At 58.4% G+C, this 14,861-nt stretch carries 13 protein-coding genes; 8 read left to right on the forward strand and 5 right to left on the reverse strand.

Annotated features, from left to right (window positions below):
• Nucleotides 1-128 precede the first annotated feature (128 nt).
• Both GFN93_RS16240 and GFN93_RS16245 read left to right on the forward strand, forming a co-directional pair.
• Nucleotides 129-1,094: an alpha/beta fold hydrolase gene (locus GFN93_RS16240; RefSeq protein WP_153502348.1), complete on the forward strand. Its 966-nt coding sequence runs from the start codon at nucleotides 129-131 to the stop codon at nucleotides 1,092-1,094.
• Complete coding sequence (locus GFN93_RS16245; RefSeq protein ID WP_153502349.1) at nucleotides 1,081-1,581, forward strand: pyrophosphohydrolase domain-containing protein; 501 nt, start codon at nucleotides 1,081-1,083, stop codon at nucleotides 1,579-1,581. Before GFN93_RS16240 ends, GFN93_RS16245 begins: the two co-directional genes overlap by 14 nt.
• Nucleotides 1,582-1,722: 141 nt before the next feature.
• Here the strand turns inward: GFN93_RS16245 and GFN93_RS16250 are convergent, their stop codons facing one another.
• The 4 genes from GFN93_RS16250 to GFN93_RS16265 all read right to left on the reverse strand — a co-directional run bounded on the left by GFN93_RS16250 (nucleotide 1,723) and on the right by GFN93_RS16265 (nucleotide 7,428).
• Nucleotides 1,723-2,700 carry a hypothetical protein gene (locus GFN93_RS16250; protein ID WP_153502350.1) on the reverse strand — a complete coding sequence of 326 codons (978 nt, stop codon included), beginning with the start codon at nucleotides 2,698-2,700 and terminating at the stop codon, nucleotides 1,723-1,725.
• A complete protein-coding gene (locus tag GFN93_RS16255; protein WP_153502351.1) occupies nucleotides 2,700-3,140 on the reverse strand; it encodes a hypothetical protein in 441 nt (146 codons plus the stop codon). The genes GFN93_RS16250 and GFN93_RS16255 overlap by 1 nt, the downstream gene beginning before the upstream one ends.
• The gene (locus GFN93_RS16260; RefSeq protein ID WP_153502352.1) at nucleotides 3,137-5,095 is read right to left on the reverse strand and encodes a GMC family oxidoreductase; all 1,959 of its coding nucleotides are present in this window, start codon (nucleotides 5,093-5,095) and stop codon (nucleotides 3,137-3,139) included. The genes GFN93_RS16255 and GFN93_RS16260 overlap by 4 nt, the downstream gene beginning before the upstream one ends.
• A gap of 326 nt (nucleotides 5,096-5,421) precedes the next feature.
• On the reverse strand, nucleotides 5,422-7,428 hold the full coding sequence (locus GFN93_RS16265) for an SDR family oxidoreductase (RefSeq protein WP_153502353.1): 2,007 nt from the start codon (nucleotides 7,426-7,428) through the stop codon (nucleotides 5,422-5,424).
• Nucleotides 7,429-7,666: 238 nt separating this feature from the next.
• On the opposite strand from GFN93_RS16265, the gene GFN93_RS16270 reads away from it, so the two are divergent.
• The 6 genes from GFN93_RS16270 (at nucleotide 7,667) to GFN93_RS16295 (ending at nucleotide 12,399) form a co-directional block, all read left to right on the forward strand.
• A complete protein-coding gene (locus GFN93_RS16270) occupies nucleotides 7,667-8,299 on the forward strand; it encodes a TetR family transcriptional regulator (RefSeq protein WP_153502354.1) in 633 nt (210 codons plus the stop codon).
• A 116-nt stretch (nucleotides 8,300-8,415) separates the two neighbouring features.
• The gene (locus GFN93_RS16275) at nucleotides 8,416-8,733 is read left to right on the forward strand and encodes a hypothetical protein (protein WP_153502355.1); all 318 of its coding nucleotides are present in this window, start codon (nucleotides 8,416-8,418) and stop codon (nucleotides 8,731-8,733) included.
• 132 nt (nucleotides 8,734-8,865) lie between these two features.
• Complete coding sequence (locus GFN93_RS16280; protein ID WP_153502356.1) at nucleotides 8,866-9,543, forward strand: nitroreductase; 678 nt, start codon at nucleotides 8,866-8,868, stop codon at nucleotides 9,541-9,543.
• 76 nt (nucleotides 9,544-9,619) lie between these two features.
• Nucleotides 9,620-9,982 (forward strand): putative quinol monooxygenase, encoded by a 363-nt coding sequence (locus GFN93_RS16285; protein WP_153502357.1) that lies wholly within the window; start codon nucleotides 9,620-9,622, stop codon nucleotides 9,980-9,982.
• Nucleotides 9,983-10,096: 114 nt separating this feature from the next.
• Nucleotides 10,097-11,026 (forward strand): AAA family ATPase, encoded by a 930-nt coding sequence (locus GFN93_RS16290; RefSeq protein WP_153502358.1) that lies wholly within the window; start codon nucleotides 10,097-10,099, stop codon nucleotides 11,024-11,026.
• Entirely contained in the window at nucleotides 11,026-12,399 is a 1,374-nt protein-coding gene (locus GFN93_RS16295) for a vWA domain-containing protein (protein ID WP_153502359.1), read from the forward strand. The genes GFN93_RS16290 and GFN93_RS16295 overlap by 1 nt, the downstream gene beginning before the upstream one ends.
• 10 nt (nucleotides 12,400-12,409) lie before the next feature.
• Here the strand turns inward: GFN93_RS16295 and GFN93_RS16300 are convergent, their stop codons facing one another.
• The gene (locus tag GFN93_RS16300; protein ID WP_153502360.1) at nucleotides 12,410-14,824 is read right to left on the reverse strand and encodes a hybrid sensor histidine kinase/response regulator; all 2,415 of its coding nucleotides are present in this window, start codon (nucleotides 14,822-14,824) and stop codon (nucleotides 12,410-12,412) included.
• Between the last annotated feature and the right edge of the window lie 37 nt (nucleotides 14,825-14,861).

Raw genomic sequence — 14,861 nt, forward strand, 5'->3', positions numbered from 1 at the left:
GTGGCCGGCCTTGCTGTCAAATTCATGATAAATCAGTCATGTTTCGTATGCTAACAATAGCATTTTCGTCGTGCAGGGTAAGTAGCCGAGAAATGGTTTTTTCAACCTGCTGAAACCGGGATAAGAGTATGGCGTTTATTCAAGAGCGCAAGGTGGTGGCCAATGGCCTGGATATGTTCATCGCCGAGGCCGGAGAGCCGGGACGGCCGCTGGTATTGTGCCTGCACGGATTCCCGGAATGCTGGGCATCCTGGCGTTACCAGCTGCCCATGCTGGCCCAGTCCGGGTATTACGCCGTAGCCCCGGATTTACGGGGTTTTGGTCAAACAGGTGGGCCGGAATCGGTGGACGCCTACCGGATGTCGGTACTGGTGGAGGATGTGCGTTCGCTGGTGGCCGCCCTGGGTTACGACAAGGTCATACTGGTGGGGCATGACTGGGGTTGTGCGTTGGCCTGGCAGGTGGCACGGCAATACCCTGAAACTGTCGCCGCTGTAGTCGGTATGTCTATTCCCTATGGTGGCCCGGCCCCTGAGGCCCCCACCGAGGCCATGAAGCGCCTGTTCGAGGATCGTTTCTTCTGCATGCTGTACTTCCAGCAGCCAGCGGTGCCGGAGCAAGAGCTGGAAAAGGATGTGCGCGATTCCCTGCGCAAGATCTTCCACTCTCTGTCGGCGGATGGTATCGCCGAGTACAAGGTAGGCGAGAAAGATACCGGCCTGCTGGATTCGATGCATGCGCCTGAGCCGCCGCCGCGATGGATGCGCGAGGAGGACATGGATTACTACGCCGAGCGTTATGAGAGCAGTGGTTTTACCGGACCAATCAACTGGTACCGGGCGATGGATCTGTCATGGCAGGAGAGCCGTGGAGATGACAACTGGCAGTTGACCATGCCGGTGCTGTTTCTCGGTGGGCTTCAGGACCCGGTGTTGATGTTCAACCAGAAGGCGCTGCAGCGCATGCCGGACTACGTTCCGGATCTGCGCACGGTGCTGCTGGATCAGTGTGGCCACTGGATTCCCATGGAGCAGGCAGCGGAAGTCAATCGTGAAATCCTGGCATTTCTGGAGGAAATCCATGGCCAAGACTGATCCCAGCAATTTTCATCGGGTCGGCGAATTTCATCGCTCCTTCTCTCTACCGGTAGAGCCGTTGCCGGTGGTGCCTGATGATCGCACCATTCGTTTGCGGCTGGCTTTGTTGCTGGAGGAGTTTCACGAACTGGCAGAGGCGACCTGCCAGTCCCCGGATGCGGACCAGCAGGTGTTTCTGGATACGTTGGTGAAAGCGCGTGAGCAGCTGGAAGGGCTCAAGAATTTTGATGTGGACCTGGTGGAAGTGGCGGATGCGCTTACTGACATCAACTACGTCACCTATGGTGCCGGGCATACCTTCGGCATCGATCTGGATGCCACCTGTGAGGAAGTGCATCGCAGTAACATGAGCAAGCTGGGGGCCGATGGCAAACCGGTGAAGGATGCGCGCGGCAAGGTGCTCAAGGGGCCGGCTTATTCTCCTCCTTCTCTGGAGAAGGTGTTGGCGGCGCAGGGAGAAACATCCGCAACGAGTAACGAGTAACAAGTTTCGAAAGACAAGCCTTGCAGACTTCTGCAGGGCTGTTTTTACTCTTCGCAACTCGCAACTCGCAACTCGCAACTCGCAACTCGCAACTCGCAACTCGCAACTCGCAACTCGCAACTCGCAACTCGCAACTCGCAACTAGACCTGCAGCGCCATACCCGCAGGCAATATGTCAGTGAGAATCTCGAAGGCGCCGCCGTGCTGACTGTGGAGCACCCGCTCGGGCTTGCCCTTGCGCTGTAAAGTAGCGGTGACTCTTGCCAGCTTGCTGTTCAGGCAGATCTTGTTACCGCCGGGTGGGTTGTAATAGGTCAGTGCGGCAACCCGCTCGGCGGAGGTGTCCATTTTCACCGTCAGCCGGGCGTCACCCTGACGGGTTGCCAGTGACCACTCAAAAGGTCGGTACTGCGCTTTTGCTTTCAGCGCCGTGCTGATGCGGTTGAACTGGAAACGTTCTCCATCAAGACACAGCGCAGCGATAGACAGTTTCGGGCTGTACAGCGGCCCCAGTTTGATCTGCGCGGTAGCACATTCCAGAAATGCTTCAGGATCGTTATCAAACCCGGCCACTTGTCCCCAGGCGTAGCGATCCGTGTGTTGGCTGCCCCAGTTGTGGTTTTCGCTGCCGCGCCAGCCATTCAGCGTCAGGCGCTCACCGTTCACGCTGAGGGACCCATCCAGTGTGATCATGGGCCTGCTGACCAGTGACTTCGCCTTGGGCAGCGGCCGTTGGTAAAACGACTCAGGCAGAAACAGCAGTGTGTCCTCTCCCTGGTCGTAGTGCAGATCCCATTGCAGGGACTGACCACGGTGTTGAAGCTGGCCGGTCAGCTTGCCTGGTTGCAGATGGTTGTTGCCGGCCTCCACGTTCATGCCGTCGCTGGCATAGCGGCACTCCGCCAATGGGAATTCCTCCTTGGCTGCCACGGTACGCTGTTGCTCGCCATCGAACCACATGGCCCATACCTCACCCAGGGCCGGGCGATCATCGGCCGCGCGAAACAGGGTATAGCGAATCCACAGGGCCAGTGGCCGGTCAGGATGATTGGCGCGCACAAACCAGGATTCGTAGTGGCCACCGCTGGACGGGGCCTGCAGTCCATAAAACGGAATCATCAGGTCGGGCTCCGGTAGGCGTTGTCATCGTTGGTCAGGCGCAGTGCTTTAAAAGGGAAGGCCAGCATGCTGTCGCGGTAGGCAACTTCGGCATGGCCGATAGGTTGGTGATCCCGGCTGAGTGTCAGCGGACAGGTCACCAGCGAGGCAACCAGCCCATTGCGGCTGTAGTGCTTCTTGCCCTCGGCGCGGACCCGGCCCAACGTTGGATGGTCGAAGGTCAGCCAGTAATGGGGGCCGCTCAGCAGGATGGTCAGCTCGCCTTCGCAGCGCATTGAGTGTTTTCCGATGGTGACCGTGCCCTGGAAGTAGCGCGGCACAGAAAGACTGAATATCTGCGTGGTGAAGGCGCGGATTTCGAACGCAAAGTCCTGCTTCGCTTCGCCCTCCAGCTGTAGCCAGCCGCTCATGCGTTCTTTCAACAGTAATCCCAGGCTCATGCGCATTCTCCTTGTTGTGTCGGTGTTTGTTCTTCGCCGTCGGTGAGTAGGCGGTCGGCCAGTTGGCTGGCGGCACGACTGGCCAGAGTCATGATAGTGACCTGCGGATTGGCGCCGAGGCTGGACGGTACGCAGGAGCCATCCATAACCGATAACCCGGCGTAACCGAATACCCGATGCAGCGGGTCGCAAACCCCCTGCCCGGGGGTGGCGGCCAGCCTTGCAGTGCCCAATGGGTGATACGCCGTGATCAGAAAATCCGAAGGTTTGTGGCGTTGTTTCATGAACCTGGCCAGCGCCTGTTTGCTGGTCAGAGTCTCGATTCGCTGTGGGCCCGGAATCTGGACCTCACTGGCACCGGCATCAAAATACCAGTTGGCGAGGGTCTCGATACCGCGGAGAAACAGACGGAAGTCCTGGCGGTTCATATGGTAGCGGATCAGGGGTATTCCGCGGGCGGGACCGCGATGCACGCGTCCCTCGCTGGTGTCGCGAATCATGAAACCAAAGTAGGCGGTGTGCGGGTAATTTTCCACCTGTTCGACCCAATTGCGGCCATAGACATTGCCAAGCAGACCATGGCCGGCCAGAGGAACTGTGCCACCTTCAAACATAAGCCCTTCCCCGGCCAGATCGGCCACCCCGAAACCCTGCGGGATGGAGCGACTGTTACCCAGTTTCTGATCCGGGAACAGCGCGTTGACCACGCCGGCAGGATGCAGGGTCAGGTGCCGGCCCAGGTGCGGATTGCGGATTCCCTGCTGCTTGAGAAACGACGGGGTGAACAGGGTGCCCATGGCCACCACCACATGACGTGCACGAATGGAGAGCCGGATGGGTTTGCCTTCGTGGTTGATGCCGACCGCAGTCACACCGTTGATGGTCGTACCCTGGCGATGCAGTTGGTCGGCACGAAAACCGCAGTACAGAAAGGCACCGCGCTCCAGTGCGCGGGGAATATAACTGACGTTGGTGGACTGTTTGGCATCGGTGGGGCAGCCGAACTGGCAGAGTCCCTGGCCATCGCAGCCTTCCGCATTGCGCATCAGTCGGTGGCGTTGCTGGAAGCCGTTGGCGGCGGCACCCCGGTCGATGATGTCGCCAATGGGTCCCACCGCTTCGGCAGTTGCACGCTGCACTTTCAGCATGGCCTCTACCTGCTCGAACCAGGGCGCCATGTTGTCCGCATCAAACACCCCCCGGCCGTCGACCTGCCATTGATCCAGCACGGCCTGGGGCGGGCGCATACAGGTTCCAGAATTGATGGTGGTCGTGCCGCCCACATTGCAACCCACTGGCACGGGTATGGTGGCGTTGCCGGTGGCGATGGTGGCTCCGCTGCTGCGATAGAGCTTGGGAATGACCTCGCTGAGTTTGCCGGTGAAGTCGCGGCGATCGTAGTAGTGACCCTCTTCCAGAATAACAACGGCCAGGCCGCGGCAGGCAAGCTCATAGGCGGCCGCGGCCCCGCCGGCGCCGCTGCCAATAACCACCACGTCTGCCTCCAGTGTCTGATCATCGCTGCAGTTTCCGGCTGCGCAGATCTGCTGTTGCCAGCGAAAACGTTCCAGCTGGGCCGGTAGCTGGACGGGAGGTCGACAATCAGTGGCTTCGGCTGTGCGCTCGTCGAGCAGGTAGATGGCCTTGAAGGGCAGGCACAGTAGCCGCAGCAGTTTGCCTGAAACCGGCGTGTGCGACAGCTTTTCGATAAAGCGGCTTTGTTGCCGGGCACCGGCCTGACGAAAGGCTCGACCATGGAAAAACCGGTGACGATGATCCAGCCAGGTCAGACCTGCGAGCAGGCTGCGGCGCAGGGCCGGGTGGCCATCCAGTTGTTCATCAAGAAGGCCGAGCATGGCGTCCACGTCGGCAGCGGGCAAACGCTTACCGGCCGGGAACAGTGCCTGGCAAAGCGCGATGGCAACGGGGTGCTGATGGAGCGTTGTTGTTTTCATGATGACCAGTATGGCCGATGAGAAAAGCCCTCGCTTGACCCTGGCTACCCGAAAAATGGGTGAGCCAGGGCAAACGAGGCAAAAACTGATTTGAATCAAGGCGGGAGAAAGAGGCTCGAGAGACTATAGCTGCGGGACATGGTCCCGCTGCGTATGCTTCCGGTAGTCTCCGGAACATTTTAAGGCCCCGCTCGCGGGGCCTTTTCTTTATTTGGTCCCTGGACGCTTGATGCTGGAAGCCTGACGCTAAAAGCAAAACACAAAAAATGAAAACCGGCATTGCGCCGGTTTTCTCTTCAAGGTCTCATTGTTGGCGTCAGGCGACCTCACCAATGAATACCCTTGAACAGACGGGAGAAGGCGGCCTGCTCCCGGCTGATCTTCTTGGGTGTATTTTCCTTGCCGCCCAGTGCTGCAGCGGAATCGGAAAACAGCTTGTAGCCAGTATTCATGATGGTTTCCGTCACTTTCGGGGTGAGGAAGTGCATCACCTGGCCCATGATCCCCAGGTTGGTGGCGATCCGTTTCGGTTGACGCACGATGGCGTCGCAGATCATGTCGGCTGCCTGGGCTGGGCTGATGGTCGGCACGTGGTTGTACATCTTGGTGGGCGCGATCATGGGGGTGCGCACCAGCGGCATGTTGATGGTGGTGAAGCGAATACCCTCGTGAGCCAGCTCACTGGCGGCACAGCGAGTGAACGCATCCAGTGCTGCCTTCGAGGCCACGTAGGCAGAGAAGCGTGGAGCGTTGGTGAGCACCCCGATACTGGAAATGTTGATCACATGGCCAGCGCCACGCTCGACCATGCCTGGCATCAGCTGCATGATCAATCGCAGGGCGCCGAAGTAGTTCAGCTGCATGGTGCGCTCGTAGTCGTGGAAGCGATCAAAGGAGTGCACCACGGAACGACGGATGGAGCGGCCAGCGTTGTTGACCAGTACATCCACGTGGCCATGATCGGCGATGACCTGCTGCACCAGCTGATCCACACTGTTCAGATCGGAAACGTCACAGCTGTAAGCCTGGGCGGTACCGCCCAGCTGATCAATTTCGTGCAGCGTTTCGTCCAGTTTCTCAGCGGTACGGGCGATCACCAGCACCGTGGCGCCAGCGCGGGCCAGCTTCAGGGCAGTGGCCTTGCCGATACCGGAGGTGGCGCCGGTGACCATTACAACTTTACCTTCCACGCGTTCCGGCAGGGTGGGAAGCGGTTGCAGCTCATCCTTGCGCTCGCCGCGGTCAGGGTCCAGATGGTTTTCCCAGAAGTCCCACAACAACTGGATATAACCCTGCAGCTCAGGTGCTTCAATGCCGCTGTCAGCCAGGGCTGCTTTGGCGCGACGGTTGTCGTACTCCGTAGGGAACGTCAGGAACTGCATGGCAGAGGGTGGAATATCCAGATTTTCCAGCGCGGCATTAAGCACCATCTTGGGGGTCATGGCGCTGACACCTCTCTTGACGATGCCGGGGACCGCATTGAACAGGCTGTTATCCAGCTTCACTGGCCAGCGTGGCGCCTGGGCGGCACCGGCGATCACATCCATCATCTCGCCAAGGCTGTAGGAACGGTCAGCAGTCAGGTGGAAGCACTGGCCGTTGCCGTCTTCCTGATGGGCAATATGGTCCAGCGCATCGGCCACGAAATCCACCGGCACGATATTGAACTTGCCACCTTCAACGCCTACCAGAGGCATCCAGTTGGGCAGGACATCCTTGAGCTTCTGGATGAATTTGAACAGGTAATAAGGGCCGTCGACCTTGTCCATCTCACCGGTTTCAGAGTGACCGACGACCATGGAGGGGCGATAAATGCGCCATGGAATACTGCTTTCCTGACGCACCAGCGCTTCGGATTCGTGTTTGGTCAGCAAATAGGGGTCGTTGAGACCGGTGGCTTCTTCAAACATGTCTTCGCTGAACACGCCGTCGTAGAGACCCGCAGCAGCAATGGAAGAAACATGGTGGAAGCAGCCTGCTTTGAGCTTCTCCGCCAGTTTCAGGGTCTGACGGGTGCCTTCGATGTTGGTGTAACGCTGGCTGTTCTCATCGGCGGTGAGGTCGTAAATGGCCGCCAGATGAAAGAAATGGTCGACCTGGCCTGTCAGATCGTCCTGATCGCGTTTGCTGACACCCAGCAGCTTTTCATTGATGTCGCCATGAATGGCAACCAGCTGGTCGGCGTCGACGCCGAGACGACGGCGCAATGCATCAAGCTTGTATTCCGACCCGGAGCGGACCAGAGCGAAGACGCGGGCATTCTCACGCTTGAGAAGGCGAGCAACCAGAAAACGGCCGATGAAACCTGTGGCACCGGTAACGAAGTAGTTCATGTTTAGCCCCTTTGTAGCTTCCCTGCTGTCGACATCCGTCGACAGTCATGTGTTGTAGCGCTTTCTGATAATGCGCTGCCTGACGATAAGTGACAAATCACCTTGCCTTACATTTGTAAGGCGAATTCTGGTTTAACTTACACTTGTTTGTCAAAGATTATTTTGTAACCGGCATGTAGTTGTAATTTGAACCGTTTTCATGGGATTATTAAACCTTACAGTTGTTAGTGGAACGGTTATGGCAGAGACAGTGCGACAGCGCCAGAAGCGACAAACCCGGGAGCGTATCCTGGAGGCGGCGCGTTCGCTGATGGAAGGAGGTCGGGGGCTGGATAGCCTTGGCTTGCGTGAAGTGGCCCGGGAGTGTGGGCTGGCGGCAACCTCTATCTATAACCACTTCCCTGATATGGAGGCGCTGGGTCTGGCGCTGATTGATTCCTGTTGTTTCCGGCTGCGCTCCGCCATGGAGTACGAGCGTCGCAACATGATTGAAATCGGCCCGGCCAAGGCGGTGGATGAGCTGGTGGGACGGTTTGTACGTTACCTGAATGAGCACGGTAATGATTTCCGTCTGCTGGTGCAGCAGCGTCTGGGCAACCATGATCGCTATCGTTTGCGTATTCAGCGCGAGTTGCAGTTACTGGTGGATGAGCTGGCGGAAGATGTGCGTCAGGCGGTGTCCGCCCGTGGCGGGCAGGGAGTGCCGGCAGAGCAGGAGGCGGAAGCTGCCATCGCGATCATGTTCGGTTCAGGTATCTCCATGCTCGACGGTAGCGCGGCCGCCCGCAAGGTGCTGGCGGACCACGCCCGCCTCCAGCTTGAGATGTTGGTATTAGGTGGTCGTGCCATGGCCTCGGGTGAACGGCTATAAGCGGGCATGTTGTGATCTGTGTCACAGGCTTGCGTCCAGACATGCACTATAACTGGGCGGTTAAAGCATATGCCCTCGCAAGGATGAGCAGGCAGGCCACAATTCAGGAGGTGGCAATGGCATTCGATTCCCGGGATCCCTACGACGCTGCGGCGCTGTATGACATGTGGCTCAATTGTAGCCGTTGTCCCACCACGTTTGATTTTGAGCCTGGTGGCGACATCAATCTCGACTACTATCATCGTATCGGTCAGCAGGCCCGACGGGAGCACTGGGCGGTATTGCCTGCCTCAAGCCAGGGGGGCGAGCTGGTGTTCAATATCCTATGCCCCGACTGCGCCACCCGATTGGGCGTGCAGGGGTTTGAAGGTCGACTGGATGGCGCTGAACCCATCATTGACCAGATTTGTGAGGCCATGCTCAAGGCATCCTGAGGAAGACACCAGGGTGCCTGACCTGCCGTTTGGGCTGAGCGTTCCTGTCATCGCGCCCACGATCGAGGCTCGCTAGACTCCGGGGTTGATCAATTTCCCTTCCCGCCCGGTAAACGCAGTCAGGAGCCTTCCATGAACGCCGATTCCATTACCCTTGCTGACGCCCTCAAGCAGCGTCGCTCCGTCCGTGGTTTTCTTGACAAGCCTGTTCCACAGGCAGTACTCGATGAGGTGTTCTCTTTGGCGCAGCACGCGCCCTCCAACTGCAACATCCAGCCCTGGCAGGTGTGGGTGGCCAGCGGTCAGTCCCGTGATGCTCTGCGAGAGCGGATGGTAGACAAGGTCAGTCGCGGGGTACCGTTCGAGCCGGACTACGATAGCCTGCCCCGCTTTGAGGGGGTTTACCGCGACCGGCAGGTGGATTGCGCCATGGAACTGTATGGCAGCATGGGCATTGCGCGAGAAGATCGTGAGGGGCGTCGCCGTGCCGAGTTACGCAACTTCCAGCTGTTCGATGCCCCTCATGTGGCCTTTATCGGCATGGAGAAACAGTTTGGTGTGACCGTGGCGCTGGATGTGGGCATGTATATCCAGTCGTTACTGCTGACCATGAGCGCTTATGGCCTTGGGGCCTGTGCCCAGGGCAGCATGCGTTACTACCCGGCTGATGTGCGTGAGATTCTGGGTATTCCGGACAGCACCGCGATAGTGCTGGGGATCAGCTTTGGCTACGAAGACCCGGATATTGCGGCCAACAAGACCCGTGTAGGGCGCGTGCCACTGCAGGACTCGGTGCGCTTCAGCGACTGAGTTCATGCTCTGGGGGCCAGTAAAGGGACGAAAAATGTGCTAACATTGTCGTTTTATTGCAGCGGTTCCCTCCTACATGATCATTGTCAAAGGCTCCTTTCCTATCAAGGCTGACCAACAGCCCGTTGCGCTGGATCTGGTGCAGGCGCTGGCCGCAGCCTCCCGCAAGGAGCCCGGCTGTCTGTCCTATGAGGTTTATGTGCAGGCGGATGAACCGCGGGTGATCATGGTCTGGCAGCAATGGAGCAACCTCGATGCCCTTGAAATCCACTTTGGTTCTGACCATGTGGATGCGTTTCTGGACGCCATTCCGGACCTGATCGACGGTGACGTGCAGTCCGCCCGTTATGATGTCAGCAGTGTGGATGGTGAGCCGGTGGTAGAAGAAGTCCAGGAAATCGCCCCTGTGGTGCTGGCGGGCAACATCATCCTGCATTAATGACCTTTGCTCCTCTGACCTTTCTTCCTCTGGCGACAAACGGGTGTCGTTTTCCACCCGTGCCTGAATAGCCTGTACTGAGGTACCCTGTTGGGTCTTGGTGCAGGAGCCTTCATGAAGACCCGTATAGATTCCATAGAAGACATCACTCGCAGCTTTGCTGAACAGGGTTATATCTGCAGTGACCAGATTGCCCTGGCGATCTATCTCGCCGCCCAGCTGCACAAGCCGGTGCTGGTGGAGGGCCCCCCTGGCGTTGGCAAAACCGAGTTGGCCAAGGCGGCCGCAGCCTTTCTGGAAGCCCCCCTGATTCGTTTGCAATGTTATGAAGGTCTGGACGAAAGCCGCGCTCTGTACGAATGGAAGTACGGTAAACAGCTGCTTTATACCCAGTTGCTGCGTGACAAGCTGGGAGGCATGCTGGCGGATACGGACAGCCTGGAGGCCAGCATGGCACGGCTCGGGGATCTGGGGGAGGCGTTTTACAGCGATACCTTCCTGGAGCCACGGCCGTTACTGCAGGCATTGCGAAGTGAAGAGCCAGCCGTACTGCTGATTGACGAAATCGACAAGGCAGATCAGGAGTTTGAGGCGTTCCTGCTGGAGTTGCTGTCGGATTTCCAGATTTCCATTCCTGAGATGGGCACCGTCACGGCGCGCCATCAGCCGCTGGTGTTGCTGACCAGTAATGACCAGCGGGAACTCTCTGATGCCCTCAAGCGCCGTTGCCTGCATCTCTATATCCCCTACCCGGAAGCGGCCCATGAGGCCGCTATCGTGGCTGCCCGTGTGCCCGAGCTTGAAGCGGAACTGCGTGATCAGCTGGTGGCGTTCATTCAGTACCTGCGTGAGCAGGAAATGAAAAAGCTGCCGGCCATCTCTGAAACCCTGGATTGGGCCAGGGCGCTGGTATTGCTGCATGCAGACAGCCTGGATCAGGCTGTGGTCGCCGATACCCTCAACCTGGTATTGAAAACCGAGCAGGATGTTACCCTTGCGCGGGAGCTGCTGCCCGCCTGGCTACGTAAATTTGGAAAGCGCTGATGCTGACCCGTCGCCTTGCGGAATTTGTCCAGGCTCTGCGGGGTGCCGGACTGAGAATTTCCCCGGATGAAGCGACCGTGGCAATGCAGGCGGTGGCGCTGGTCGGTTATGAGTCCCGACAGCAATTCCATGATGCGCTTTCGGTGAGCCTCCTCAAGGAAGAACAGCACCGAGTGGCGTTTGAAGAGACCTTTCAGCGCTACTTTGATCAGCAAGGTCGGCAGGACAGCAAGGCAGAGGCTGGCCCGGAGGACACCGCCACAGGAATGCCTGAGCCGGTGGTCCAGGCGACGCAGTCCGGTGAAGGAGAGCGGGCCAATGCGGCACTCAACGATTTACTGTCTGCCAGCGCAGAGCAGTTGCAGCAGCGCATGGCTGAAGCGGCGGCAGCCATGGACTTTACCCAGATGCAGGTGATCACCCAGCAGGGCCTCTACACCCGGCGCTTGCTCATGAATATGGGCATGGGTGCCGTGGATGAAAGAGTCCTTCAGTTGTCTCAGGGAAATGCTGCCAGTGAGGCTCGGGCGGATGACTTGCGAGAGTGGCGCGCCCGGGTGCGTGAACAGGCGGCCAGTCTGGTGCGAAGGCAATTCCTGCTGCACGGCGCGGCACGTGGCCGTGAACTGCGTGAACAGACTATGCGTCAGGTGGCGTTTCGGGATCTGCGCGAGTTTCGTGAAGTGAAGACGCTGGTGCGCAAGATGGCCCGTAGGCTGGCCAGTGCCCACCAGCGCCGCATGAAAGTATCGCGGCGCGGGCAGCTGGATGCGCGCCGTACTCTGGGTCGCAGCATTCGCCATGACGGGGTGCCTGCGTCACTGGTGTGGCGCCAGAAACCACCGCACAAGAGTCGGGTGATGGTGATCTGCGACGTGTCGAGTTCGGTAAGCGATGCGGCTCGTTTCCTGCTCCAATTCCTCTATGCGCTCAACGACGTGCTGCCGCGGGTGCGCAGTTTTGCGTTTGCTTCGCGTTTTGATGAAATCAGTGACGACTTCCAGCGCTTCCCGCCGGATGTGGCGGTGGGTCGAGTGCTGGACCGGTTATCGGGTAGCGGCACGGATTACGGGGAGATGCTGGAAAGCTTCCTGCGTCTGTGTGAGAGGGAGCTGGATCGGCACACCACGGTGATCATCCTCGGCGATGCGCGTAATAACTATCTGCCCGAAAGGGCCGAGCTGCTGGGTCAGGTACGCCGGCGGGTGAAACAGATCTGGTGGCTGAACCCGGAATCCCGGGGCCAGTGGAACAGTGGTGATGCGGTCATGGCGAGCTACCTTCCCCACTGCAGGGTGGCAAGACGCTGCGGCAATCTTGATGACCTCGAGCGAGTGGTGGACGGGCTTCTGGGCAGCCTGCGCTCCGATTAAACTGCCGGGATCAGGCGCTACGACCCGGAAGCCGAATATCCGGGTCGCGCAACACCTGCTTGAGGGTCATCAGCAAGCGCTCGCTGTTGATGGGTTTCGCCAGGTGACCCACCATGCCGGCATCATGGCAGGCCTGAATCTTATCCGGCACCGCATGAGCGGTAAGGGCAATAATCGGCACCCGCGGCAGCCGCCCCTCCTTCTGAAGCTTGATGATCGAGCGCGAGGTTTCAAAGCCATCCATCTCGGGCATTTCACAGTCCATCAGAATCAGATCAAACGGCTCATTCGCGGACAGCAACACCGCAATCGCTTCCATGCCGCTCTCTGCCACCTCGGTGGTATAGCCGAGTTTCTTGCACAGCCCCTCAGCCACCATCAGATTGATGTGGTTGTCATCAACAATCAGCAAGCGCCCCCCAGAGCGAGTCGCATCGCTGATATCCTGCACAACCGGTAGCTTTGCACTGGCCTCGGTCTTGGGCAGTGGCAGACGGAACCAGAATCTTGATCCTTCATTGCGCCGGCTTTCGACCCCGATTTCGCCACCCATGATTTCCACCAGCTGCTTGCAGATGGCCAGACCCAGTCCGGTACCGCCATAGCGACGACTGGTGGAGCTGTCTCCTTGCTGGAAATGGTCAAACAGATGGGTGATCTGTTCCGGGCTGATGCCGATGCCGGTGTCGATGATCTCGAAAAGCACGTAGTCCGCGTTACCACTGTCACGGTGGGCTGTCAGGGTGACCGTGCCGTTGTCAGTAAATTTCACCGCGTTGCTGATCAGGTTGACCAGGATCTGGCGCAGGCGCACCGGGTCGCCGATACAGAAATGGCCAAGATTGGCGTCCAGCTCGCAGCCGAGCACGTTGGACTGTACCCGGGCCTTGTGCTGGAACAACCCCAGGGAATCGTTGATCAATCCGTGCAAGTCGAAGCGGGTTTGTTCAATGGGCATCTTGCCGGCTTCGATGCGGGAATAATCGAGGATGTCGTTGATCAGGTTGAGCAGGCTGTTGCCCGACTGCTCGATGATATTCAGGTTGTGCTGCTGTTCACTGTCCAGTGGCGAGCTCTTGAGCATATCCACCGTGCCGATGATGCCGTTCAGTGGTGTGCGGATTTCGTGACTCATGACAGCGAGGAACTCACTGCGGGCACTCAGGGCGCTGTTTAATTCCCGGGTACGCTCCTCAACACGTTGCTCAAGTGCTTCCGTGGCCTCGCGTTGGATTCGGGCATTCTCGCTCTTCAAAACGGTCATGCGGTGAGCCAGGGCAAATGACAGCAATACGGCTTCCAGGAAGGTGCCCAGCTGCATAATGTTCTCGATCAGCCAGCTGGCCTCGATAATCTGGAATGCCTTGAGAATATACAGCGTGGTGGCCAGTGCCACAGAGAGAAAGGCCAGCAGGAAATAGCGCGCAGGGCTGTAGCCCTGGAAGATCAGCCACAGAGAGAGTACTACCATGATGAACGGCCAGGGGAGTACTGCTGCGGTGGTGACCTGGATGCTGTAATGGAAGCTGATCAGCGTAAAGGGAATGGCAAGAAGTGACATTACCGTAACGGCACTAATTGCGCGGCTGATCTTTGGTAGCCGGGTGCGCAGTTCCAGAAAGTGCGATACGAAGAGCATTGAGAACGCGAGAGTTAGCAGGTTCAGCGCCGGCAGCGAGTAGTGGTTCCACATGGGGGAGTCTGGCCACAGCCACTGGTAGCTCAGTCCTTCGCGGGTGAACAGGTTGAGCCCGAAGGTGCCGAGATAGAGTACGTAGAGCATATAGCTCGGCTCCCGGATGGAAATGAAGATCAACAGGTTGAACATGCACATGGCGATAATGGCGCCATAGTAGATGCCATGAAGCAGGGAGATCTGGTTGTCCTGCTGGCTGAATGCCACCGGCGTTTTGATGCTCACCGGCATTTCAATGATGTTGTCCCCTTGGGCGCGAATCAGCAGGTAGCTGCGGTCCTGGGGAGGGAAGCTCTGCAGGCTGATCAGGTGGTAATGCTTGAACTCCCTTTGGGTGAACGGGATGCGGTCACCCATGCGTTGATGGTCAATGGCATCACCGTTGCGATCGAACAGGTAGATGTCCAGAAAATCCAGATGTGGTCGGCTGATGCGCAGGAACCAGTAGGGAAAGCGGGTATTGTTGTCCAGGGTGATGAGAAACCATTGCAGGCCATCCTGGAAGCCCAATGACGGGTAGCCATTCATCATGGTGGCGCCGGCGCCTTCCCTGAGTGCCTTGAGCGCGGTAGAGGGGGTCAGGCTGTGATCAGGGTCGGCCAGCCACTGCATGCCGATGGCGCCCTGATACTCCTGCCGGTCGTCCGTCAGGGTAAGGCTGTGCCCAAGCAATGGCAGGGCAAGTGCCATCAGCATGAGCCCAATAGGCAAGACGCGTCCCTTTGTCATTCCTGATCCTGTTATTTGCTGTTATGTGGAACTGTCT

The sequence above is a fragment of the Alcanivorax sediminis genome, assembly GCF_009601165.1.
Lineage (GTDB): Bacteria > Pseudomonadota > Gammaproteobacteria > Pseudomonadales > Alcanivoracaceae > Alcanivorax > Alcanivorax sediminis.